Origin of the sequence: Geitlerinema sp. PCC 7407 (assembly GCF_000317045.1) — a bacterium.
Classification (GTDB): Bacteria; Cyanobacteriota; Cyanobacteriia; order PCC-7407; family PCC-7407; genus PCC-7407.
In genome coordinates this window covers 3,911,951-3,934,590 of the sequence record NC_019703.1, presented here as the reverse complement: position 1 = coordinate 3,934,590, position 22,640 = coordinate 3,911,951, and the positions used below count along the sequence as shown (strand labels likewise).

11 protein-coding genes are annotated in these 22,640 nt (G+C 57.1%); 7 read left to right on the top strand and 4 right to left on the bottom strand.

Going from position 1 to position 22,640, the window contains the following annotated elements; all coding sequences use genetic code 11:
- Positions 1–185 precede the first annotated feature (185 nt).
- The gene (locus GEI7407_RS21465; protein WP_190274149.1) at positions 186–2,390 is read right to left on the bottom strand and encodes a DUF6130 family protein; all 2,205 of its coding nucleotides are present in this window, start codon (positions 2,388–2,390) and stop codon (positions 186–188) included.
- A gap of 961 nt (positions 2,391–3,351) precedes the next feature.
- On the opposite strand from GEI7407_RS21465, the gene psaA reads away from it, so the two are divergent.
- Complete coding sequence (gene psaA, locus GEI7407_RS15940) at positions 3,352–5,607, top strand: photosystem I core protein PsaA (RefSeq protein WP_015173234.1); 2,256 nt, start codon at positions 3,352–3,354, stop codon at positions 5,605–5,607.
- A 26-nt stretch (positions 5,608–5,633) separates the two neighbouring features.
- A complete protein-coding gene (psaB, locus tag GEI7407_RS15935; RefSeq protein ID WP_015173233.1) occupies positions 5,634–7,850 on the top strand; it encodes a photosystem I core protein PsaB in 2,217 nt (738 codons plus the stop codon).
- Between the two features lie 96 nt (positions 7,851–7,946).
- Here psaB and GEI7407_RS15930 read toward each other — a convergent pair whose 3' ends face one another.
- Complete coding sequence (locus tag GEI7407_RS15930; RefSeq protein WP_015173232.1) at positions 7,947–9,584, bottom strand: FAD-dependent oxidoreductase; 1,638 nt, start codon at positions 9,582–9,584, stop codon at positions 7,947–7,949.
- Positions 9,585–9,871: 287 nt separating this feature from the next.
- Here GEI7407_RS15930 and GEI7407_RS15925 point away from each other — a divergent pair, with 287 nt between their 5' ends.
- Positions 9,872–10,771, top strand: coding sequence for a HEAT repeat domain-containing protein (locus GEI7407_RS15925; protein WP_015173231.1), 900 nt, complete (start codon positions 9,872–9,874; stop codon positions 10,769–10,771).
- Positions 10,772–10,793: 22 nt separating this feature from the next.
- Here GEI7407_RS15925 and GEI7407_RS15920 read toward each other — a convergent pair whose 3' ends face one another.
- Entirely contained in the window at positions 10,794–12,719 is a 1,926-nt protein-coding gene (locus GEI7407_RS15920; protein ID WP_015173230.1) for a GTPase family protein, read from the bottom strand.
- 277 nt (positions 12,720–12,996) lie between these two features.
- On the opposite strand from GEI7407_RS15920, the gene GEI7407_RS15915 reads away from it, so the two are divergent.
- Complete coding sequence (locus tag GEI7407_RS15915; RefSeq protein WP_015173229.1) at positions 12,997–14,616, top strand: histidine kinase N-terminal 7TM domain-containing protein; 1,620 nt, start codon at positions 12,997–12,999, stop codon at positions 14,614–14,616.
- A gap of 59 nt (positions 14,617–14,675) precedes the next feature.
- The gene (locus GEI7407_RS15910; RefSeq protein WP_015173228.1) at positions 14,676–15,143 is read left to right on the top strand and encodes a GNAT family N-acetyltransferase; all 468 of its coding nucleotides are present in this window, start codon (positions 14,676–14,678) and stop codon (positions 15,141–15,143) included.
- Between the two features lie 21 nt (positions 15,144–15,164).
- Here GEI7407_RS15910 and GEI7407_RS15905 read toward each other — a convergent pair whose 3' ends face one another.
- Positions 15,165–15,527, bottom strand: coding sequence for a DUF1622 domain-containing protein (locus tag GEI7407_RS15905; RefSeq protein ID WP_015173227.1), 363 nt, complete (start codon positions 15,525–15,527; stop codon positions 15,165–15,167).
- 169 nt (positions 15,528–15,696) lie between these two features.
- On the opposite strand from GEI7407_RS15905, the gene GEI7407_RS15900 reads away from it, so the two are divergent.
- Positions 15,697–16,983 (top strand): YcjF family protein, encoded by a 1,287-nt coding sequence (locus GEI7407_RS15900; protein ID WP_071880923.1) that lies wholly within the window; start codon positions 15,697–15,699, stop codon positions 16,981–16,983.
- Positions 16,984–17,172: 189 nt separating this feature from the next.
- Positions 17,173–22,563 (top strand): ATP-binding sensor histidine kinase, encoded by a 5,391-nt coding sequence (locus GEI7407_RS15895; protein WP_015173225.1) that lies wholly within the window; start codon positions 17,173–17,175, stop codon positions 22,561–22,563.
- The last annotated feature ends 77 nt before the right edge of the window (positions 22,564–22,640 follow it).

The following is a 22,640-nucleotide window of genomic DNA, read 5'->3' as shown; positions in this document are numbered from 1 at the left end:
GTTTGTGCCGAACGACTTCTGTCTCCGGAAATAGGCCGGCTGTGGTCGTCTGGCTCTGATTTTGGGCGAGGTGACTGTACAAGTGCAGAAAAAAGCCACAAAAAAGGGGCAATTTGCCCCTGGATGTTTTTGTGTCAGAAATTGTTGGACGATCCGAATTCCAGTGAATTTCTATTGCCCTTCTTTCACATCTCAGCCGCCTCGTCGTCGGATGCGTCTGGAGGCGCGACCTCGGCTTCAGGGGCGATCGCTTCTGGCTCTGGCGTTGGCTCCGGCTCCGCGCTGCGGCGATAGCGAGCAGGGACCGAGGTTTCGGCAGGAGCCGTGATCACTCGGATAGACTGGCCTTCCTTGAGGGCGTTGGCGGAGTCGGCGGCGGTGCTGGCACCCGGCAAGACGCTGGGCAACAAGCCGTCAAAGGGCGATCGCGGCAAGGCGATCGCGGGTTCAGAGGAAGACTCGGATTCTGCGGGTTCAGACGGTTCAGCTGCCGCAGGCTCGGGAGCCGAGGGCGTGCTGGACTCTGGGGCCTCAACGGACGGCGCAGCCTCTGGCAGCGCTGACGGCTCGGCTGGTTCAGCCTGTTTGAGCTGATCTAGGAAGCGCGGCGTGGATTTGGGCTCCGCTGACGGGCTGAGGGGCTGGCGCAGACGCTTCCAGAAAGGACTCGGGCGATCGCCCTCGGGCGCGGGCGCTGCTGCGGGGACTTCAGGTGCGGCTTCGTTTGCGCGATCGCCCGCCTCGCTAGCAGCCTCTGCGGGACGCTCGGCCGGTTCCGTGGCGGTGTCAGGGGCGTTCAGGCTGGCGGGCACCTCGGGCTCAGCAGCGGGTGCTGGCGCGGGAGTAGTGGGAGTAGATCGCTTAAAGAAATCAAAAACGCCTTTGCCCTTGGCCGCTGGCTTGGCCGGTTCAGGGGCGATCGCCTCGGGTTCTTCCTCAGGTGCCGGAGACGGCGCTGCCGCTTCTACGGGCTCAAGCTCTACGGCCTCCGGACTTTCCGGGGCTTCTAGGGCGTCCGGCACGGCGGGCGCAGGGCTGGGCTCCGCCGCTGGCGGTGCTGCCTCAATGGGCGATCGCCGGAAGCGGCTCCAGAAGCTTTGGGCTGGCCCTTGGCTCGGCAGGGCAGGCGCGGGCTCATCAACCTGCGTCTCAGGCAGCAACTCCACTGCCGCATCTGGTGCCGCATCTGGTGCTGGCTCAGGACTAGGCTCGATCGCGGGCTCGGCCGGTGCCGCCTCCGGTGACGGAGCAGCGGGGCTGGGCGTCACAGGGGCAGCAGGGCGTCGCCGGAAGCGATCAAACAAGCCCTGAGCTGGCGCTGTCTTGGGAGCCGGAATCACTGGCGTCTCTGCCGGTGGCTCTGGCAACGCCTCGGGGCTTGGGATCACCGCAGGGGCCGGACTCACCTCAGGGGCGATCGCCTCTGGCAGCTCCGGCTCAGGGCTGGGGATCACCTCTGGCAAGGGGGCGATCGCCGGTGGAGCCTCCACCGCTGGCTCCGGCCCCGGCACATAGTTTGGATCCACGATGCCCCGCGCCTCGCGCGCCATCAGATCCCCGCGCACCAAGCGCGACAGCGTATCGCTCCCGCCCGGCTGGTATTCCACCACCCGCGCCACACTATTAAACGTATTTTCGATCGGCTGACCCTTCTCATCGATCAGCTCCAGCTTCACCCAGTTCTTTCCCGGCTTCAGGCCCTTGAGATAAATCGGCTGCCAGCGATCGATCACGAAACTGTCGCCATTAACCGTGCAGCGAATTTGCCAGTCTCGAATCTCATTGGACGGATTATCCTGCGCCACAAAATGCAGCGGCGCATTAGTCAAATAAAAGTCCACCATCACGGGCTCTGCCCCGTAGCTGCCCTGGGGACGGCTGTAGGTCAGCAGCGGCACCTGGTCGTCTACTGGGCTATCCGCCGTTTTTGTAAAAACGTGGAAAGTCATCTGGGCATAGGCCCCTTCATTCTTGAAGCTCTCGTGCCACGGGCGAGACGCAAAAACCCGCAGCGTATGGCTCCCAGGGCTCAAATCCTTCAGAATGAGCGGCTCCGTCAGGTCATACACCGCTTGGTAGGGCTGATCGTCCAGAAAAACGTGGAGGTGAGGGCCTAGTCCCAGATCTGAATCTTTAAAGATAGGTAGATCTCGAACCTCAAACTTCACGGCCACCTGAGTATCCTCTAGCACCGCATCGGCCCGCGGGCTGACGATCTTGACCTGAGGCCGGTACTGATCGAGATCTGGGCGCAGCGCCTGAATGGTTGCTGGTGGAGACACCTCCGAAATCTGCTTGGAGCGCTGCACGCTCGAAGGTTTGCTGGTTTGTATATTGACGGGCGGCGGTGCCGCAGCGCCGCGATCGCTACAGCCCACAGCACTCAACACCAAAACTCCTGCCAATGCCGACGCCAGCCATTGTTTTGTGCGCCCTTGCTGCCAGTTGAAGCCAAACACGCCAATCCACTCCGACTAAAAGGACATGCGATCGCCACCGCCGCTCAACGAACCGAAGAACTTCCCCGATTCCCCGGACTTCTCAAACCTCGGTTGCCGAAAATCTCTCTATCTACCTCCTACCTCGACTCACCCCGATCTGAATCTATGGAGATCGCTAGACCCATTCCTTCTGTCTATCTACTCCATAAGATCTCACCGAGGGATCAAGATTTCCAGCCTTAGAGCCCTTCCTGTTCATAGCGACAGAAAACGCTCTACACCCGAGATCGACAGCCTCATGTGAACAGTAGCCATTCATACGGAACTATAGCGGAAAAGCTCAGCCTCTCCCCGACCTGCCTCCAGAGGCCCCCTTCCAGTTCAGTTCCTTAACTCCCTGAAACCCTTGCCCAGAGAGGCATTGACCGAGCGGCGATCGCATCCTTCCCCCATCCCCTATCAGGAAACTTCAACAAAAGTGATAAGCCCTTTATATGACTTAACTTGATGAACTTAATTGAAATTGCCTTGACTTTTGGGCCAGCGTTATAAAAGCCAAAACCTAGATAGATCAATGCTTTAGACAATTTGAATTATTGTTAACCGCGCCCAAAATGGCTCTAAAAGCAGACCTATAATGCTTCAGAAAGCACTCCCCGAGTAGCTCCGGCCCTTGTGCCAGCCTACTTTTGGCTCAGAAGCTACTCATCCTCTGACCCCAACCACCTATACAGACACCTAAATTCTGTTGCAGGAGGGGACTTGCAAACGCCCAAAGGCTTAGCCTGTCCCAGAGGTCTCTCTGATATAGCTCGAAACAACCACGATGCGCAGAGAGGAAAAAGGTTGCTTTGTGTAACCAATGGGGAGGAGAGTTCCTCGTTCCTTGTCTCGAGAGAGGAGAGTCTCAATGACGATTAGTCCCCCGGAGCGAGAGGCAAAGGTGAGGGTATCCGTCGACAAGGACCCGGTCCCAACTTCCTTCGAGAAGTGGGGTAAGCCCGGTCACTTCGACCGCACCCTGGCTAAAGGGCCCAAAACCACAACCTGGATTTGGAACCTTCATGCCGACGCTCACGACTTCGATAGCCACACAAGTGACCTCGAAGATATTTCTCGCAAAATCTTCAGCGCTCACTTTGGCCACTTAGCCATTATCTTTATCTGGCTGAGCGGCATGTACTTCCATGGCGCTCGCTTTTCTAACTACGAGGCTTGGCTGACCAACCCCACTGGCATCAAGCCCAGTGCACAGGTTGTTTGGCCCATCGTTGGTCAAGAGATCCTCAACGGTGATGTAGGCGGTGGTTTCCACGGCATCCAAATCACCTCCGGTCTCTTCCAGCTGTGGCGTGCCTCGGGTATCACCAACTCCACGCAGCTCTATGCAACTGCCATTGGCGCACTCGTCATGGCTGCCCTGATGCTGTTTGCGGGCTGGTTCCACTATCACAAACGGGCTCCCAAGCTTGAGTGGTTCCAAAACGTTGAGTCCATGCTCAACCACCACTTGGCTGGTCTGCTGGGTCTGGGCTGCCTCTCTTGGGCAGGTCACCAAATCCACGTTTCATTGCCCATTAACAAACTTCTGGATGCTGGGGTTGCTCCAAAAGACATCCCCCTGCCTCATGAATTTTTGCTCAACACCGACCTGATGGCAGAGCTGTACCCCAGCTTTGCAAAAGGGTTGACTCCCTTCTTTACCTTGGACTGGGGCGCTTACGCAGACTTCCTGACCTTCAAAGGTGGTCTGAATCCGGTGACCGGTGGTCTGTGGCTTTCTGACACGGCTCACCACCACCTGGCTCTGGCGGTCCTGTTCATCATCGCTGGCCACATGTACCGGACCAACTGGGGCATTGGGCACAGCATGAAGGAAATCCTCGAGGCTCACAAGGGTCCCTTTACTGGCGAAGGCCACAAAGGTCTCTACGAAGTCCTCACCACGTCTTGGCACGCTCAGCTGTCTGTGAACCTCGCAGTTCTGGGCTCCTTGACCATCCTGGTGGCGCATCACATGTACTCGATGCCCCCCTACCCCTACATTGCAACTGACTATCCGACCCAGCTGTCACTCTTCACCCATCACATCTGGATTGGTGGTTTCCTGATCGTTGGTGCAGGGGCTCACGCTGCCATCTTCATGGTGCGTGACTATGATCCAGCTCAAAACGTCAACAACCTGCTGGATCGGGTGATTCGTCATCGCGACGCGATTATTTCCCATCTGAACTGGGTGTGCATGTTCCTGGGCTTCCACAGCTTTGGTCTGTATATCCACAACGACACCATGCGTGCTCTGGGTCGCCCCCAAGACATGTTCTCGGATTCGGCGATTCAACTGCAGCCGGTGTTTGCGCAGTGGGTGCAAAACCTGCACACCCTCGCACCTGGCGCGACCGCTCCCAATGCTCTGGAGCCGGTTAGCTATGCCTTCGGTGGCGGTGTTGTCGCCGTTGCCGGCAAGGTAGCCATGATGCCGATTACCCTCGGGACGGCAGACTTCATGGTGCACCACATCCATGCCTTCACGATTCACGTGACGGTGCTGATTCTGCTGAAGGGCGTTCTCTTCGCTCGCAGCTCTCGCCTGGTTCCCGACAAGGGCAATCTGGGCTTCCGCTTCCCCTGCGACGGTCCGGGCCGGGGTGGTACCTGCCAGGTTTCTGGTTGGGACCATGTCTTCCTGGGTCTGTTCTGGATGTACAACTCCCTGTCGATTGTGATTTTCCACTTCAGCTGGAAGATGCAGTCTGACGTGTGGGGAACGGTGGGCGCCGATGGTTCGGTGTCTCACATCACGGGTGGCAACTTTGCTCAAAGCGCGCTCACCATCAACGGATGGCTGCGTGACTTCCTCTGGGCTCAGGCTTCCCAAGTAATCACTTCCTATGGTTCGGCGCTGTCTGCGTACGGTCTGCTGTTCCTGGGCGCTCACTTCGTTTGGGCCTTCAGCCTGATGTTCCTGTTCAGCGGCCGCGGCTACTGGCAAGAACTCATCGAGTCCATCGTTTGGGCTCACAACAAGCTGAAAGTCGCTCCTGCGATCCAACCTCGCGCTCTGAGCATTGTTCAGGGTCGGGCTGTCGGGGTAGCTCACTACCTCCTCGGGGGAATTGCCACCACGTGGGCATTCTTCCTGGCGCGGATCATTGCAGTAGGATGATGGCGAGGAGGACTTTGTAAGGACTTATGGCAACTAAATTTCCAAAGTTTAGCCAGGACCTCGCTCAAGACCCGACAACACGTCGGATTTGGTACGGGATTGCAACGGCCCACGACTTTGAAAGTCATGACGGGATGACGGAAGAAAATCTTTACCAAAAGATTTTCGCTTCCCACTTCGGTCACTTGGCGATCATTTTCCTCTGGACCTCCGGCAACCTGTTCCACGTCGCCTGGCAAGGTAATTTCGAGCAGTGGGTTAAAGATCCGCTGAATATCCGTCCCATCGCTCATGCGATCTGGGATCCCCATTTCGGCAAACCCGCGGTTGAAGCGTTCACTCAAGCGGGCGCTTCCAACCCTGTTAACATCGCTTATTCCGGTGTTTATCACTGGTGGTACACCATCGGGATGCGGCATAACAGCGACCTCTACACGGGTGCTGTTTTCCTCCTCATCCTGTCTGCAATCTTCTTGTTTGCAGGCTGGCTGCACCTCCAGCCCAAGTTCCGCCCCAGCCTTTCTTGGTTCAAGAATGCTGAGTCTCGCCTCAACCACCACCTCGCTGGTCTGTTTGGTGTGAGCTCTCTGGCTTGGACGGGTCACTTGGTGCACGTGGCGATTCCTGAGTCTCGTGGTCAGCATGTGGGCTGGGATAACTTCCTGTCCACGCCGCCGCACCCCGCCGGTCTTGGGCCTTTCTTCACGGGCAACTGGGGCGTGTATGCTCAGAACCCTGATACGGCGAACCATGTGTTTGGTTCTGCTGAGGGTGCTGGTACCGCTATCTTGACCTTCCTCGGTGGCTTCCATCCTCAGACGCAGTCTCTGTGGCTGACGGATATTGCTCACCACCACCTGGCGATCGCGGTGATCTTCATCATCGCGGGCCACATGTACCGCACCAACTTTGGTATCGGTCACAGCATTCGTGAAATCCTCAAGGCTCACCGTCCTCCCGAGGGCACTCCCTTTGGTGGTCTGCTGGGTAAGGGTCATGAGGGTCTCTACGACACGCTGAACAACTCTCTGCACTTCCAGCTGGCGCTGGCGCTGGCTTCTCTCGGTGTGGTCACCTCTCTGGTGGCTCAACACATGTACTCGCTGCCTCCCTACGCTTTCATGGCGAAGGACTACACCACGATGGCAGCGCTGTATACGCACCACCAGTACATTGCTGGTTTCATCATGGTGGGTGCTTTTGCCCACGGTGCGATCTTCCTGGTTCGTGACTACGATCCTGAAGCGAATAAGAACAACGTTTTGGATCGGGTTCTCCAGCACAAGGAAGCGATTATTTCTCACCTGAGCTGGGTGTCTCTGTTCCTCGGTTTCCATACCCTGGGTCTCTACGTCCACAACGACGTGGTGGTTGCCTTCGGTACGCCCGAGAAGCAGATCCTCATTGAGCCGGTGTTTGCTCAGTGGATCCAGTCCTCTCACGGTAAGGCTCTGTACGGCTTTGATGTGCTGCTCTCCAATGCTGGTAGCCTGCCTGCTAATGCTGGTGGTGCTTGGCTGCCCGGCTGGCTGGATGCCATCAATGCTGGTACCAACTCTCTGTTCTTGACCATTGGTCCTGGCGATTTCCTGGTTCACCACGCGATCGCTCTGGGTCTGCACACCACCACCCTCATCTTGGTGAAGGGTGCTTTGGATGCCCGTGGTTCCAAGCTGATGCCCGATAAGAAAGATTTCGGCTACAGCTTCCCCTGCGACGGTCCCGGCCGTGGCGGTACTTGCGACATCTCTGCGTGGGATTCTTTCTACCTCGCAATGTTCTGGATGCTCAATACCATTGGTTGGGTCACCTTCTACTGGCACTGGAAGCATCTGGGTGTTTGGCAGGGTAACGTTGCCCAGTTCAACGAGTCCTCGACTTATCTGATGGGCTGGCTGCGTGACTACCTGTGGCTGAACTCTTCTCAGCTGATCAACGGCTACAACCCCTACGGCATGAACAACCTGTCCGTCTGGGCTTGGATGTTCCTCTTCGGACACCTGGTTTGGGCAACGGGCTTCATGTTCCTGATCAGCTGGCGTGGTTACTGGCAAGAGCTCATTGAGACCCTGGTGTGGGCTCACGAGCGCACTCCTCTGGCAAACCTGGTTCGCTGGAAGGACAAGCCGGTTGCAATGTCCATCGTTCAAGGCCGCTTGGTTGGTCTGGCCCACTTCACGGTTGGCTACATCCTGACCTACGCTGCCTTCCTGATTGCCTCGACCGCCGGTAAGTTCGGCTGATTTGTCGGCTAACTGGGTCTGAGGACCTGTAAATAAGAAAATCCCCTGCCCACGCGGCGGGGGATTTTTGTGTTTTGGGGTGTGGGGGCGATCGCCCTAGAGAGCGCCAACTTTCAGCTTTTGCAGAATCTCGCTGGCGGCCTGGATCCCCGAGAGGGCCGCTCCTTCCATGAAGCCTTGCCACTCGTAGAAGGAGTTGGCGTGTTCACCGGCAAAGTGGAGATTGCCGATGGGCTTGCCTTCGTTGCCGGCGATCGTGGTGAACTGGCCGGGGGTGTAGCAGGTGTAGCTGCCAAGAGAAAGAGGGTTAGAGGGCCAGTGGGCCAGGTAAGACTGAATGAAGTTGCCGGTGCGATCGCGCCGAGCTGCGGCAAAGGCGCCGGGATACACGCGGTCCAAATCCCGCAGGAAGCGCGAGGCTTCGGTTTGGCTCTGGCGCGGATTGAGGGCGAGGCCGCGATCGCCACTGGCGTAGTCCGTCAAGATCGCGCGATCGAGGCTGGCGCGACTGGGGTTGGTTTCCCAGGTGGCCTGGTGATGGGGCAGATCGGAGTAAGACGAGCCGTTGCTGCTGAGGGCTGCCCAGGGGCGACTTTGGAAGCCAATCATTTGCTTGGCGTTGGTGCCGTACCCCAGTTCCTGAATGGCCTTGAGCTTCCAGGCGGGCAGCTCAAGGCTCGCGTCGAGCTCAACTTGGCGCAGCGTGGTAAAGGGAATCGCCATCACCACGGCATCAAAAACTTCGCTGGTGGATCTGCCCGTGTCTTGTTGGAAGGTGAGCTCTAGCTGACTGAGGCTGGTCTTGCGGATGCGCACGAGGCGCGCGCCGTGGCGAATCTGGTTGGGCAGGCGATCGCGCAGTCCCTGGACAATTTTGTCGTTGCCCTCGATCACGTGATAGCGCTCATCGCTGAAGACCCCAAAGGGCGTGAATTTTGAGCGGCGATCGGCATGAATGAATAGGAGAAAGTTGAGGGCGCTCTGGGCACTGGGCTCGAGGCCATACTCGGCGAGATAGGCTTCTTCGATGGCGGCCTTGGCCAGGGACCCAGCGCCGCGAGCGTCGAGATAGTCGCTCAGGCTGGTGTTGTCGAGCTGGGCATCGGCGGCATTAAACAAGTCTGCGGTGGGGGCGCCCGAGAGGGTGCGCAGGTCGTCCCGCATGGCGTCGACCAGCTGGCGAAACTCATCGACGATCGCGCTTTCGGGGTAGCGCTGCTGATTAAAAAAGTAGGTGACCTCGCCCGGTTCTTTGGATAGGTCCTCTAGGGTCAGGCCAAATTCCCGGGCGTAGCCCAGCATGGTTTTGTGCAGGTTGTCGATGAACTCGCCCCCTTGCTCGGCGACCTGCTGGGGAAAAAAGCCTCGCAGGGACGCGCACCGACCGCCGGGGCGATCGCTCGCCTCAAAGAGAGTCGCGCTGATGCCCTGTTTCTTGAGCTCGTAGCCACAGCTCAGCCCAGCCAGTCCGGCGCCGACGATACCGACTTTGATGCTGGGTTTCGGCTTGGGGGCGGCCCAAAGCTCGCCCTGGCGGCTGAGGCCCACGGCGCCCAGGGTGCTGCCCGCAGCGATCGCCAGAAAGTGGCGGCGACTGACCCGGCCTGCCCAGCGTTTTTGCAGGGCTCTATACAGGCGATCGCGCCCCTCATCCGTACCCAGACCCCGTTGCTCGCACAGCGCGGCCAGACCCAGCGCCCGCCGCAAAGCCTCAAAAGACGAACTGTGGCTCATAGGATAGTTAAATTTAATTACCACCGATGTCCTAGTGTTCCCGGGACCTGCATTGCGCCCAAAGCCCCGCCTGGGCCGCAATATTTCTTAATGGGCGATCGCCTGCTGCTCCGCTGCCGCGGCTGGCAGGACGAAACGCCCTTGAACCCGCGAATTGCGGGTGGACGCAGATCAGAGGGCGCGTGGCCAAATCCCATGCCCTGCCGCCAAAGCCTTCGCCCCGTGTCCCTGGGGGTCAAGATTAATTCGATAATAGTCAGGCATAAATTGAACTCCCAAGGATGCCTATGGAATTTGTTGCAGGACTAATTGTGGGAGCTGTGGTGGGGGCGGGCGTCGCCTACTGGCTTCTCCAGCAGCAGATGGCCCAACAAAAAAATGCCTATCAAGAACAGCTTCAGCAGCGCGTGGAGGAGCTAGAGCGATCCCACGAGGCGCGAATGCAGGAAGCCATTCGGGCCGTGCAAAAAAGCCAAGAACAGCAAATGCTCTTGGCGCAGCAGGAGCTGGATCAAGCCCGCGCTCGCCTCCAGTCTGCCGAGCCGCAGCCTGCGCCGGTTCCCGATCCCTGGGATGATGCACCTGCCGAAGCGGCGACTGCTCCGGCGGTGACGCCTGAGGCGGCTGCGCCTGAAGCGGCTCCCGAAGCGCCCGCTGAGCCAGTTGAGCCAGTAGCACCGGTGGTTCCTGCTGAGCCAGTGGAGCCGGTCCAGGCTGCTGAGCCGGTGGAGCCCGTTGTGGTGCCACCAGCGGTGGTGCCGCCAGTGACGCCTGTAGGCGGTGAAGAAGCTTTGTGTGAAAAAATTGGGCTGCTGGGCCGCTCCCGTCAGGGAGAAGCGATCGCCCAGATTACTCCCTACGCCCTCCATCGCCATCGCCAAGTCCGGGCTGCCACGGCCATGGCGGTGGGTCAGCTCGCCGAAGCCCACGGGGTGCGCCTCGAGCAGCGGGTGCTGCCGACCCTGGCCAAGCTGGTGCGAGACCCAGACGCCATGGTCCGCCAAGCCGCCGTCGAGGCGCTGGGCCAAATCCGCTCTGAGAAAGTGATCCCCCTGCTCCAGCTGGGACTGCGAGATGGGAATGTCCAGGTGACCCGAGCCGCGACGGTCGCCGTCAACCGCTTCAAAATGTATCGGGTGGGCCTGCCCCAGTCTCCCCAGCCTCAGCCCCCGAAGAAAAAAGCCTAGAGGGGGTGCGATCGCCCGCTGGCTAGGCCACCGAAGGGCGATCGCTACGCAAATAAAACTGAAACCGCTCCTGAAGCTGAGGAATCGTCAGATTCTGCGCCCAGTACTCCACCAGCGCGTGGCCAAAGGCCCAGGCATTTTTTTCGGGAGAGGCGGAATTTTCCAGCAGCAGAGGCCACAGAGCCAGCAGGTCAAAGGCCTTGGCGTCGCGGTTGAGAAGCGAAAACAGATCGTAGGCAAGCTGCAGCTTGCCGATCACTACAGGCAGCTGCTCCACCGGTATCTTTTCGGCCAGCACGTAGGCCAGCGCAGGGGAGCCGGTAGTCAGAGTCGACAGAAACTGCAGTACGGGACTTTTGAGAAAGTAGGCGAGGCCCTGGGTGGTGGCCATTTGAAAGGTATAGCGATCGATCAGCCGGGCGGCGGCGAGGCTGCGAGCGTCCAGGTCGCGCAGGAAACGCGCGAGCCGAACTTGCTGGGCCGGGGCGATCGCCTCTAGCAGCATCCGAGCCAGGGTATCCCCATTCCAGGCGGGGCGCTGGCTGGCGCGATCGCCCGTCACGATGGGCAAAACGCGATCGCACAGCTCCCCCAGCTTCTCTGCTCGGTAGAGAGTGGCCTCCCGAATGGCCTGCTCCTTGGGGCGATCGCCCCACTGCCAGTCGTAGGGCGGCGCCCACTCGCGGATGGGCCGCAGCCGATCCACCTGGCTCACCAGCACAAAGGTCGGCAGATCCGTCACCCGCTCCCGCAGGTCTCGCAGGAAATCTGCGTCCATCTGCAAGGCCGGATCGAGGGCCGGGGTGACTAGCAGCACCAGATCGGCTGTGGTGCCGTAGTCGAGCACCTGCTCCCGAAAAGCGGCCTGCTTGACCTGCTCATAGCCCGGCGTGTCCCACAGCGTCAGGGTTTCACCGGTTTCTTCTTGCCAGTGATAGCTCTCGATGGCGTCAGTGGTCGGCAGCACGTCCACCGCCGCCCGGTCCGCCTCAAAAAGCGTATTGATCAGGCTGCTTTTGCCAGCGCCGGTCCGACCGACCAGCAAGATATTCAGAGGCTTCTGGGCCACGGCTTCGCTGGGTTCAGCGATCGCCAAAATGTCTCGCAGCGCCTGGGTTTTGGCGACGGGTAGGGCTGGCTGACTGGGGACTGGCGCCGCCTCAGGAGCGATCGCGCCGCCGTAGAGAAGGATCGCCTGGCGACTGAGGTTGCGCAGCGCGCTTTCGCGGGTCATCTGACCCAAATTGATCAGCAGCGCCTGGGTGGCGCGATCGCTGGAGGGCTGACTGGCTTGCTTTGCCAGAGCGGCCGCCGGATTGAGCAGCCACTGAGCCCAGTTCCAGGCTTGCCAAGCTTTGCGGGCTGAGGGCTCTAGCTTGCGATAAACTTCATAGGCTTGATAGGCTTGTCCCACTGAAACCTGATTGAGAGCGGGCGTTAGCTTTTGCATCCACTGGTCCATGTCATCTACGGTGCCCCGCAGAAGGCCATAGGCTTGAGGAATATAGATGTTGAGCAGGGGATACTTGACTTCTGGGTGATAAAGGTGGGCGATCGCCACGATGAGATCTTGGCACCGCCGCCAAAAGGTTTGCCAATCTTCCCACGGGGGCGGATCGCTCTGGGAGGTCTGAAGGATCGTCTGCAACGCCGCCTCAGCCCGACGGCTTTTCTCCGCTTCGGATAGGCTATCACCCTCAATTTCTAGCGTTTCAGCGTCTATTTGTTCTTGCACTTGCGCCATGGCAGCTTCGACTTGGGCCACCAGGGGGCGAGTCCACCGAACCAATAGCCAGCGCCAGCCCACTAGGGTCAAAATGAAGACTCCCCAAATCCAATTCAGCCCCCAAACGTGAATTTGGCGTCCCGCTGCAACCACCATGAATGCTGCGATCGCCGCGATGGGCAGCACCAAGACAACCCATTGCCAAGCCTTGAAACGCGCCATACCTTTGCTTGCCCTCAAGGAACGCTGCCTATACTGCCCATTGTCGTTTGACCTTTCTTTTTTGAGCGTGAAGTTCCTCAACGTTCTAGATTGCGGGGCCGATCGCCCTCGAAAAATGTACCTGGGGCGCGTTGCCGAGGAAATCTCAGATGCGCTACGTCATCCCCTAGGTCTCCCGCAATTAATGGAATCTTGCGGAGAGGACGGTTGCGGCGCGCTGCGGTTGCTTCTGTTGAGATGAGCGTTGCAACGTAAATGCTTGTGTGTTCCCAGGTTCATGCCATTTCAGTACACGCTTTCGTTTTTTGCCCTCAGCCTGACGGCAGTTATTTCGGGTATGCTGGCTTACCAAGTTTGGCAGCGCCCTGCGGCTCCTGGCAGGACTTTTTTTGCGTCGATGATGGTTGCAGTCTCGGCCTATGCCCTGATTGCGGCCCTGGAGTCGGCGGCGATCGCCCGATCGATCAAAATTTTTTGGTCCACCCTGGAGTCCATCGGCTCCGGCAGCGTGATCGTTTGCTTTTTGCTCTTTGCCATGGCCTTCACAGCGCCCCGGCGGACCATATCCCCCTGTACCGTGGCGCTGCTGTGTGTGCCGCCCCTGTTTAACGTCGGCTTGGTGGCCACCAATGCTTGGCACGGGCTGGTTTGGACGGGCTTTTTGCCCAGTGCTCGCTCCAGCAATACCTGGGTGTACCTGCACGGTCCCGGCTTTACCTGGGTGATGATGTGCATCTATGCCTACGTGCTGGCGGGCTCTTTCTTGCTGGTGCGGGCGGCCTGGCGATCGCCCCCGCTCCACCGACAGCAAACGGGGTTTGTGCTGGCCGGGGCCGTGGTGCCCCTGCTCGGCAGCACAACCTATCTGCTGGGTCTTGCCCCTGGTAACTGGAACCTCACCCCGATCAGCTTCATGATCACGGGGCTGATCTACTGTGTGGGCGTCTTTCGCTTTCGGCTGTTTGATCTGGTGCCCGTGGCGCGGGATCTGCTGGTAGAGCAAATGCCGGACGGCGTGCTGCTCCTCGACACCAGCCATCGCATTCTCGATATCAATCCGGCGGCCCAAACCCTACTCGAGAGCGTCTCTCTGGAGGTGGGCCAGCAGGTTGAAGTGCTGCTGCTCGAGCGCTGGCCCGGAGTAGGAGGGCTGCTGCGCGAAACCTACCAGGAGCGTACCGAAATCGTCCTGGATGCCGAGAGCCACCGCTGCCTGGAGCTGCGCCTGTCTCTGCTGCGCGATCGCCGGGGACGGCTGACCGCACGGCTGCTGCTGCTGCGAGATATCACCCAGCGCTACCAGGTCGAGCGAGAGCTGCGCCGAGTCAACGAGCAGCTCCAAAGCCACCTCCTAGAAATCGAAGTTCTCCACGCGACGCTCCAGGAGCAGGCCATCCGGGACGGGTTGACTCAGGTATTCAACCGGCGCTACTTCGAAGAGACCCTGCCCCGCGAGCTGCACCGGGCCGCCCGAGGCGACTATCCGGTTTCGGTGATTTTGCTCGATATCGACTATTTCAAGCGCATTAACGACACCTTCGGCCACAAGGGAGGCGATCGCGTGCTCAAGGCTTTTGGGGAGCTGCTCCTGAGCGAAACCCGCTCAGGGGACATGGCCTGCCGCTACGGCGGTGAAGAATTTGCCCTGGCCTTTCCCGGCATGTCCCTCGAGGACGCCCAGCAGCGGGCCGAAAAAATCCGCGCCCGGTTTCAAGATCAGCGCATCGTCGTGGGCAAAGACGAAATCCGGGCGACCGTCTCAGGGGGCGTCGCAACCTATCCCTTCCACGGCAAAACCAGTGATGACCTCATGCAGTCAGCGGACAAAGCGCTCTATGCAGCCAAGGAAGAGGGCCGAAATCGCATCTGTCTGGCTCAGGACCGCCCCTCAACCTGAAAATCGGGCGAAATTGACCCTTTCACCCCTGTATCTTTGCCCGTAGCGTGGAGCCGACTATGGAATTGCGCCGATATCAAACCTCTGATGTGGCGGCCCTCGTGGCCATTTATCGAGACGCGGTCCTGGGAACGGGGGCCACGGCCTACAGTCCGCAGCAGGTGGCGGCCTGGGCGACCTTCCCGGCGGATCTGGCGGTCTTTGGTCACCAGCTGGCCCAGGGAATCACCCTCGTCGCCCTAGACGAAGGCCAGCCTGTGGCCTTTGGTCAGCTCCATCCGGTGGATCATGTGGCCTTTCTCTACACCGCTAGTCGCCAGGGCCGCCGGGGCTACGCGACCGCGATTTATCAGCAGCTGGAGGCTGCGGCCCGGCAGGCAGGCGCGCCTGTCCTCTCGACCGATGCGAGCCGCCTGTCGAAGCCCTTTTTTCTAAAAATGGGGTTTGAGGTCGTGGGGCGGGAGGAGGTGGAGCGTCAGGGGGTGCTGCTGGAGCGCTTCGGGATGCGCAAGACGCTGGGCCAGTAGTCCTGGACGGTGGACCAAGACCTAGAGCGTCTCTTGGCGGCTGTGGCGATCGCCTTCTTCCCAGGGCCAGCGACCATTGATCTCGACCTCCAGCGAGAAGCTCAGGAAAGTCCGGATCAAAACAATCATGCCCAGGCTGCCCAGACTCTCGAAGGTCGGGTCGATGGACACGGTGCCGATGATATCTGCGGCGACCAAAAACTCCAGGCCTAGCAAGATTGCCCGCCCCAGATTAGAGCGGTAGGCAGGATAGAGATCCTCAAAGCGCTCTCGACGCCAGAGGTGCCGCAGAAAGGAACTAGTGGCGATCGCCCCTCCTCCCAGCGTCACCAAAATTCCAATCACTTCAATGACTTTGGCGATCGTATGGGCCGCAAAATCCATGGCTGCTCCTTTTTGCTCTCTCCTGCCTCAAAAACACCCCATAGTCTAGCCCACGAACCACTGCCCGGCGGCCTCTAGAAATAAAGGGATACCTCGCACTGGCAAAAGGGTTTTCTACAATGGCGATGGAAGAGACTGTCCTGTGCCTGTTTCCCCGGTGCCCTCTGCCATGCCTGAGCCACTAACGCCCCCCGAACCCGAAAATATTCCCCCTTCTCCCCAGTCTGGCCCCAAATCAGATTGGTGGAATCTGGCCGCGCGCCGTCTCGGGAAGCTGCTGCCAGTGGATCAGGTGGCCCAGACCGTAACCAGTTGGTTTAGCGTCAGCGAGGAGCAGGTGGCTGAAATCCTCGATGCAGTTCGCAAGGAGCTGCCAACCACCGAGGCGCTGCTGATCGGCAAGCCCCAGGCTGGCAAAAGCTCCATCGTGCGCGCCCTGACCGGCGTCTCGGCGGACATCATTGGCCAAGGCTTTCGGCCCCACACCCAGCACACCGAGCGCTACGCCTATCCCACGGAGGAGCTGCCCCTGCTGATCTTCACCGACACGGTGGGCCTGGGGGATGTGGGACAGGATACCCAGACCCTGATTGATGAGCTGGTGGCCGACCTCGAGATCAATCGCCAGCGGGCGCGGGTTCTCCTTTTGACGGTCAAAATCACTGACTTCGCGACGGATACGCTGCGCAACATTGCGCAGCAACTGCGCCAGCGCTATCCCCAGATTCCTTGTTTGCTGGTGGTGACCTGTCTGCACGAACTGTATCCAGCGGGAACGGCGGATCATCCTGCCTATCCCCCAGAGTTTCCGGAGGTGCAGCGGGCCTTTGGGGCGTTGCAGGAGACCCTAGGGGAGCTGTGCGATCGCGCGGTGATGGTGGACTTCACCCTCGAAGAGGACGGCTACACGCCGGTGTTTTATGGTCTGGAAGCCCTGCGCGATCGCCTGGCGGAGCTGCTGCCCGAGGCAGAGGCGCGCACGATTCACCAGCTCCTCGACGGCTCGGCCAGTCGGCGCTTGGGCGATCTCTACCGGGATGTGGGCCGGCGCTACATGCTGGCTTTCTCGGTGATGGCGGCGACCCTGGCGGCGGTGCCCCTGCCCTTTGCGACGATGCCCGTGCTGACGGCGCTCCAGGTGTCGATGGTGGGGATGCTGGGCCAGCTCTATGGCCAGACTCTGACGCCGTCCCAGGCGGGGGGCGTGGTCAGCGCGATCGCCGGTGGATTTTTGGCCCAGGCCATTGGCCGCGAGCTGATCAAGTTCATCCCCGGCCTTGGCAGCGTGATCGCGGCGTCGTGGGCTGCGGCCTATACCTGGGCCTTAGGGGAGGGAGCCTGCGTGTATTTTGGGGACTTGATGGGAGGCAAAAAACCCGATCCTCAGAAGATTCAGGCGGTGATGCGAACGGCGTTTCAGGCAGCTCAAGATCGCTTTCGCAATACCGATCGCTGAGTTTGCGCTTCAAAATTCAACCCAAAGAGTCAGTATTGATACGGAAATAATTCACTAAAAATAGGTAGTCGGATTCTTTCATAGAATAAAATCTATCGATAATTATTAAGAATGTAAGCTCGGTCAATAATATGGGAACTCTGGAAGTACTGTTAGCCCAGCAGTCGTTCAGCACTACCCATTGGTCCCATGACACGAACTGTTCACGATGACGCCAGTCGCTTCCCGGTAATTCCTGGTTATGCCCTCCAGGAGCAACTTTACCTGGGCTCTAGAACCGTGGTCTATCGAGCCCTCGAGACAGCGCAGCAGCGCTCGGTCGTGCTCAAGCTGCTTCGACACGCCTATCCCACCTTCAGTGAGCTGGTTCAGTTTCGCAATCAGTACACCATCACCAAAAACCTCGCGATTGAGGGGATTATTCATCCCTTTACCCTCGAGCCTTGCCAAAATGGCTATGCCTTGGTGATGGAAGATTACAGCGGAATTTCCCTGCGCCAATATGCTCAGCAGCATCCTCTAGACACGTTAGAAATTCTCGAAATTGCTGTGCAGTTGGCCGATATTCTGCACGATTTACATCAAAGTCGAGTCATTCATAAAGATATTAAGCCTGCTAACATTTTGATTCACCCGATTAGCCATCAGGTGAAATTAATTGATTTCAGTATTGCTTCGCTGCTGCCAAAAGAAAATCAAGAAATTCAAAATCCGAATGTTTTAGAAGGAACTCTAGCCTATTTGGCTCCTGAACAAACAGGGCGCATGAATCGCGGAATTGACTACCGCACTGACTTTTATAGCCTGGGGATTACGCTATATGAGCTGCTGACAGGACAGCTACCGTTTCTGGTAGATGATCCTTTAGAGCTTGTTCACTGTCACATTGCCAAAACGCCTCCCTCACCTCACACCGTTAATCCCTCGGTGCCGCCCATAGTGTCGGCGATCGCCCTCAAGCTGATGTCAAAAAATGCGGAGGATCGCTATCAAAGTGCTCTGGGCCTCAAACATGATTTGGAGCAGTGTATCAGTCAGTATCGCGACAAAAAGGCGATCGCAGAATTTACGCTAGGTCAGCGAGATATTTGCGATCGCTTTTTGATTCCAGAGAGGCTGTATGGTCGCGAGCAGGAGGTCAAAACGCTGCTCCAGGCCTTTGAGCGCGTCGCGGAAGGCACCTCTGAAATGATGCTGGTTGCGGGCTTCTCCGGTATCGGAAAAACTGCCGTTGTCAATGAAGTTCATAAGCCGATCACTCGTCAGCATGGATACTTCATCAAAGGCAAATTTGATCAGTTCAACCGCAATATTCCCCTCTCGGCTTTTGTTCAGGCCCTGCGGGATTTAATTAATCAGCTTTTGTCTGAATCTGACTCTCAGCTTGCCCAGTGGCGCACTAAGATCCTTGAGGCTGTGGGCGATAGCGGCCAAGTCCTCATTGAGGTGATGCCAGAGCTAGAACAAATCATTGGCAAACAGCCGCCGGTCCCCGAACTTGCGGGCACAGCCGCCCAGATTCGCTTCAATCTTCTCTTCCAAACATTCATCGAAGTCTTCACTACGGCCGAGCATCCGCTGGTGGTCTTCTTAGATGATTTGCAGTGGTCCGATTCTGCCTCTTTGCAGTTGATCAAGCTGCTAATGGAAGACAAGCGATACCTGCTGCTGCTGGGAGCCTATCGAGACAATGAAGTATCACCGACTCATCCCTTCAGCTTGACGGTAGAGGAGCTGAAAAAAGCAGGGAAATCGGTTAATACAGTTACCCTAGCTTCTTTAGCCTTTGATGATACTAATCAGCTAGTCGCAGATACATTGCACTGCTCCTGTGAGCGATCGCAGCCTCTGACGAAATTCGTCGATCGAAAAACAAAAGGAAATCCTTTTTTCACGACTCAATTTCTCAAGGCACTGCATGAAGAAAATCATCTTTTCTTCAATCGCGATCGCGGCTATTGGGAGTGCGATATTTCCCAAATTAATGCCCTCGCCATCACAGAAGATGTGGTGGAATTCATGGCCCAGCAGCTACAAAAACTGCCCGCCGAAACCCAGCATGTTCTTAAACTGGCTGCCTGCATTGGCAATCAATTTGATTTAGAAACCTTGGCTATTGTTTCAGAGCAGTCCCAAGCCAATGTGGCAACGGCCCTTTGGAAGGCGCTGCAAGAAGGCCTAATCTTGCCCCAAAGCGAGGTCTACAAATTTTATTTGAGCCAAGGAGAAGCGGACTCAACGGCCCAAAGACCCGAAACGGTTGCCTATCGCTTTTTGCACGATCGCATCCAGCAGGCCGCTTATTTCCTCATTCCTGAACCGGAGAAAAAAGCTACCCACCATCGCATTGGCACCCTGCTACTGAGCAACTCTTCGGCCACTGAGCGCGAGGAACGACTGTTTGAAATCGTGACTCACCTCAATGCGGGCAGCAGCTTGATCACCCAGCCTGCTGAGCAGCAGGAACTTGCCCAGCTTAATCTAAGGGCAGGGCGCAAAGCCCAAACGGCGACGGCCTACGCAGCGGCGGTGCAGTACCTGACCCTAGGGAGAAGCTTGCTGGCTGCGGACGCTTGGAAAACGCAGTATGACCTAACCCTAAATCTCTATACAACTGCCGTCGAAGCTGAATATTTGAACATCAGTTTTCAGCAGGCGACAGAGCTAGCAGATATTGCTCTAAAAAATGCAAAAACTTTGCTCGATCGAGTAAAGGTCTATGAGCTGCAAATGCAGATCTGTATTGCTCAATTGCAGATGCTGCAAGCGATCGAAATTGGTCTAGACGTTCTAGAAAAACTAGAAATTACCTGGGTTGAACTGACGCCAGAAGATGGCTTGGTAATGAACTTGCCCGCTCTAGAAGAGCTAGATAGCCTACCCCAGATGACCGATGAAAAGATGCTGGCCGCAATGCAAATTCTGAAGATTTTGTGTGCGCCGGTCTTTATGGCCAAGCCTGAGATATTTCCGCCGCTAATTATGACCATGGTGCGCTTGTGCCTGGATCACGGCAACTCGGCCCTATCGGCTTTTGCCTATGGATTCTATGGGCTGCTGCTGTCCGGAACGGGTCAGCTTGAAGAGGGCTATCAGGCCGGAAAAATTGCCTTGAAATGGCTCGAAAAATTTGATGCCAAAGACCTGAAGGCAAAGGTTTATAACCTCTTTAATTCCAATATTCGCACCTGGAAAGAGCATAAGCGAAACAGCGTTGCGCCACTGCAAGAAGCAGTGCAAAGCGGCCTGGAAACAGGAGACATTGAGTGGGGCGGCTACTGCGCAGCCAATCTGTGTAGCTACCTGTTTTTCTCGGAGCCAACCCTCGAAGCCGCCGTCGAAAAACAAGGCCACTACATCGATCTTTGCATCAAAATTAAGCAGGAAATTCCCATCAATTTCTCTCAGGTATGGCGACAGCTAGGACTCAACCTGCAAGGACAAGGCGATGATCCGCTGCGCCTGATTGGCGAAAGCTTTGATGAGACAGAGGCACTGCCTCGCCTCATTGAGGCAAAAAGCGGCACGGTGCTCTATATGTTCTATGCTGCCAAGACGATTTTGCTGTATCACGCGGGAGAGTATCGTCAGGCAGTGGAGCAGGTAGAGTCAGCTCAAGCGTGGTCGGGAGCAGCCTTTGGTTTTATCCAGGTTGCTATTGTGAATTTCTACCATTCTTTGGCGCTGGTGGCTCAGCTGCCTCACGCATCCGATGAGGAGAAACAGCAGATCCTAACAAGCGTAGAAGCGAATCAGGAAATGCTGAAAAACTGGGCGCTCCATGCTCCTATGAATCATCAGCATAAGTATGATCTAATCGAGGCAGAAAAAGCTTGGCATTTGGGTCATATCTGGCAAGCAATGGAGCTCTATGATCAGGCGATTGTGGGTGCTCGAACGAATGCCTATGTTCAAGAAGAAGCCCTAGCCAATGAGTTAGCGGCCAAGTTTTATTTGGCTCTGGGAAAAGAGCGAGTGGCCGCAGGCTATTTGCAAGAAGCGTACTATAGCTATGCGCACTGGGGTGCCAAGTCGAAAAGCGAAGATCTAGAGCGCCACTACCCCAATCTTTTGCGCCCTATTTTGCAGCAGGCAGCACGAACTCTCAATCCTTTAGAAACTTTGGCGACCTTGGTGCCTCCGCCAAGATTTTCAGAGAAGACCTCGAGTTCTTCTGGTCGCTCGTCGAGCTCTAGCATTAATACCGTTCTAGATTTTGCGGCGATTTTGCGCGCTTCCCAAGCGATCTCTGGAACGATCCAGCTAGATCAGCTCCTCCATCAATTGACGCAGATCATTTTGCAAAATTCGGGGGGCGATCGCTGCGCGTTGATATTGCCGGATGATCAGGGCGTTTGGCAGATTCGGGCGATCGCCACGGCTGAGCAGTCAGAGCTGTGCCTAGAGCCTTTGGAAGGCAATTCGAAGCTGCCAGCTAAGCTAATTCAGTACGTCAAAAATACCCGCGAAGTGGTTGCCTTTGAGAACTGCGAAACAACCTTGCCAGTGATAGATGAATATCTAGATCAACGGCAGCCCAAAAGCATTTTGTGCTTGCCGATTATCAATCAGGGAACCTTGCTGGGCATTGTGTATCTGAAAAATCAAGTTACGACCGGCGTTTTCACCAAAGATCGGATCTTGATTCTCAATTTTCTGTGCGTTCAGGCGGCGATCGCCCTCGAAAATGCGCGGCTTTACCAGCAGTCCCAGACCTACGCCCATCGGCTAGAGCAATCGCAGCTTCAGATTGTTCAAAGCGAGAAAATGGCCTCTCTGGGGAACTTGGTGGCGGGCGTTGCTCACGAAATTAATAACCCCATCGGATTTCTCAATGGCAGCCTCAGCAATGCCAAAGACTACGTCACGGATCTGCTAGAGCACCTAGCGCTTTATCAGAAATCTGATGCGGCTGCTTTAGAAGAGATTCGAGATCACGCAGATGAGATTGATCTAGAGTACTTGATTGAAGATTTGCCGCGCCTTCTAGAGTCTATGGGGGAGGCGAACGATCGCATCAAATCTATCAGCACGAGTCTCCGGACGTTCTCTCGAGCCGATACCGAATATAAGGTCAATGCCAATCTTCATGAGGGGATTAATAGTGCTCTGCTGATTTTGAAATATCGCCTGAAAGGAAACGAGCATCGCCCAGCGATCGAGGTAACTCAGGAGTATGGTGACTTGCCCGCCGTGAAGTGTTTTCCAGGGCAGCTCAATCAGGTATTCATGAATATCCTAGCCAACGCGATCGACGTATTTGATGAAGCAGCTCAGCAAACAACCTTCGAAGAACTGCAAAAGCATCCCCAAACCATCACAATTCGGACGGACGTTTTGAGCGATCGAGATCTGGTAGAAATCCAGGTTCGCGACAATGGGAAGGGCATGCCTGAGACGATCAAAGCAAGGATTTTTGATCATCTCTTTACAACGAAAGAAGTGGGAAAAGGAACAGGCCTGGGGCTGGCGATCGCCCGTCAGATTGTGACCGAAACCCACGGCGGCAGCCTGGACGTGAAATCAGAACTTGGTCAAGGAACGGAGTTCTTGATTCGCTTGCCTATCTTCGAGGAATAGCTGTTCAAAACCCCCTCCTCAAGAATGCTGGGGAGGGGGTTAGTTGCGTAGAAAGCCCAAGCTATTTCTTCTAATAA

Coding starts and splice junctions, on each gene's coding strand:
- GEI7407_RS15925 (WP_015173231.1), top strand. CDS start 9,872: ATGGAATTTGTTGCAGGACTAATTGTGGGAGCTGTGGTGGGGGCGGGC.
- GEI7407_RS15930 (WP_015173232.1), bottom strand. CDS start 9,584: ATGAGCCACAGTTCGTCTTTTGAGGCTTTGCGGCGGGCGCTGGGTCTG.
- GEI7407_RS15895 (WP_015173225.1), top strand. CDS start 17,173: ATGACACGAACTGTTCACGATGACGCCAGTCGCTTCCCGGTAATTCCT.
- GEI7407_RS15920 (WP_015173230.1), bottom strand. CDS start 12,719: ATGGCGCGTTTCAAGGCTTGGCAATGGGTTGTCTTGGTGCTGCCCATC.
- GEI7407_RS15905 (WP_015173227.1), bottom strand. CDS start 15,527: ATGGATTTTGCGGCCCATACGATCGCCAAAGTCATTGAAGTGATTGGA.
- GEI7407_RS15910 (WP_015173228.1), top strand. CDS start 14,676: ATGGAATTGCGCCGATATCAAACCTCTGATGTGGCGGCCCTCGTGGCC.
- GEI7407_RS15915 (WP_015173229.1), top strand. CDS start 12,997: ATGCCATTTCAGTACACGCTTTCGTTTTTTGCCCTCAGCCTGACGGCA.
- psaA (WP_015173234.1), top strand. CDS start 3,352: ATGACGATTAGTCCCCCGGAGCGAGAGGCAAAGGTGAGGGTATCCGTC.
- psaB (WP_015173233.1), top strand. CDS start 5,634: ATGGCAACTAAATTTCCAAAGTTTAGCCAGGACCTCGCTCAAGACCCG.
- GEI7407_RS15900 (WP_071880923.1), top strand. CDS start 15,697: ATGCCTGAGCCACTAACGCCCCCCGAACCCGAAAATATTCCCCCTTCT.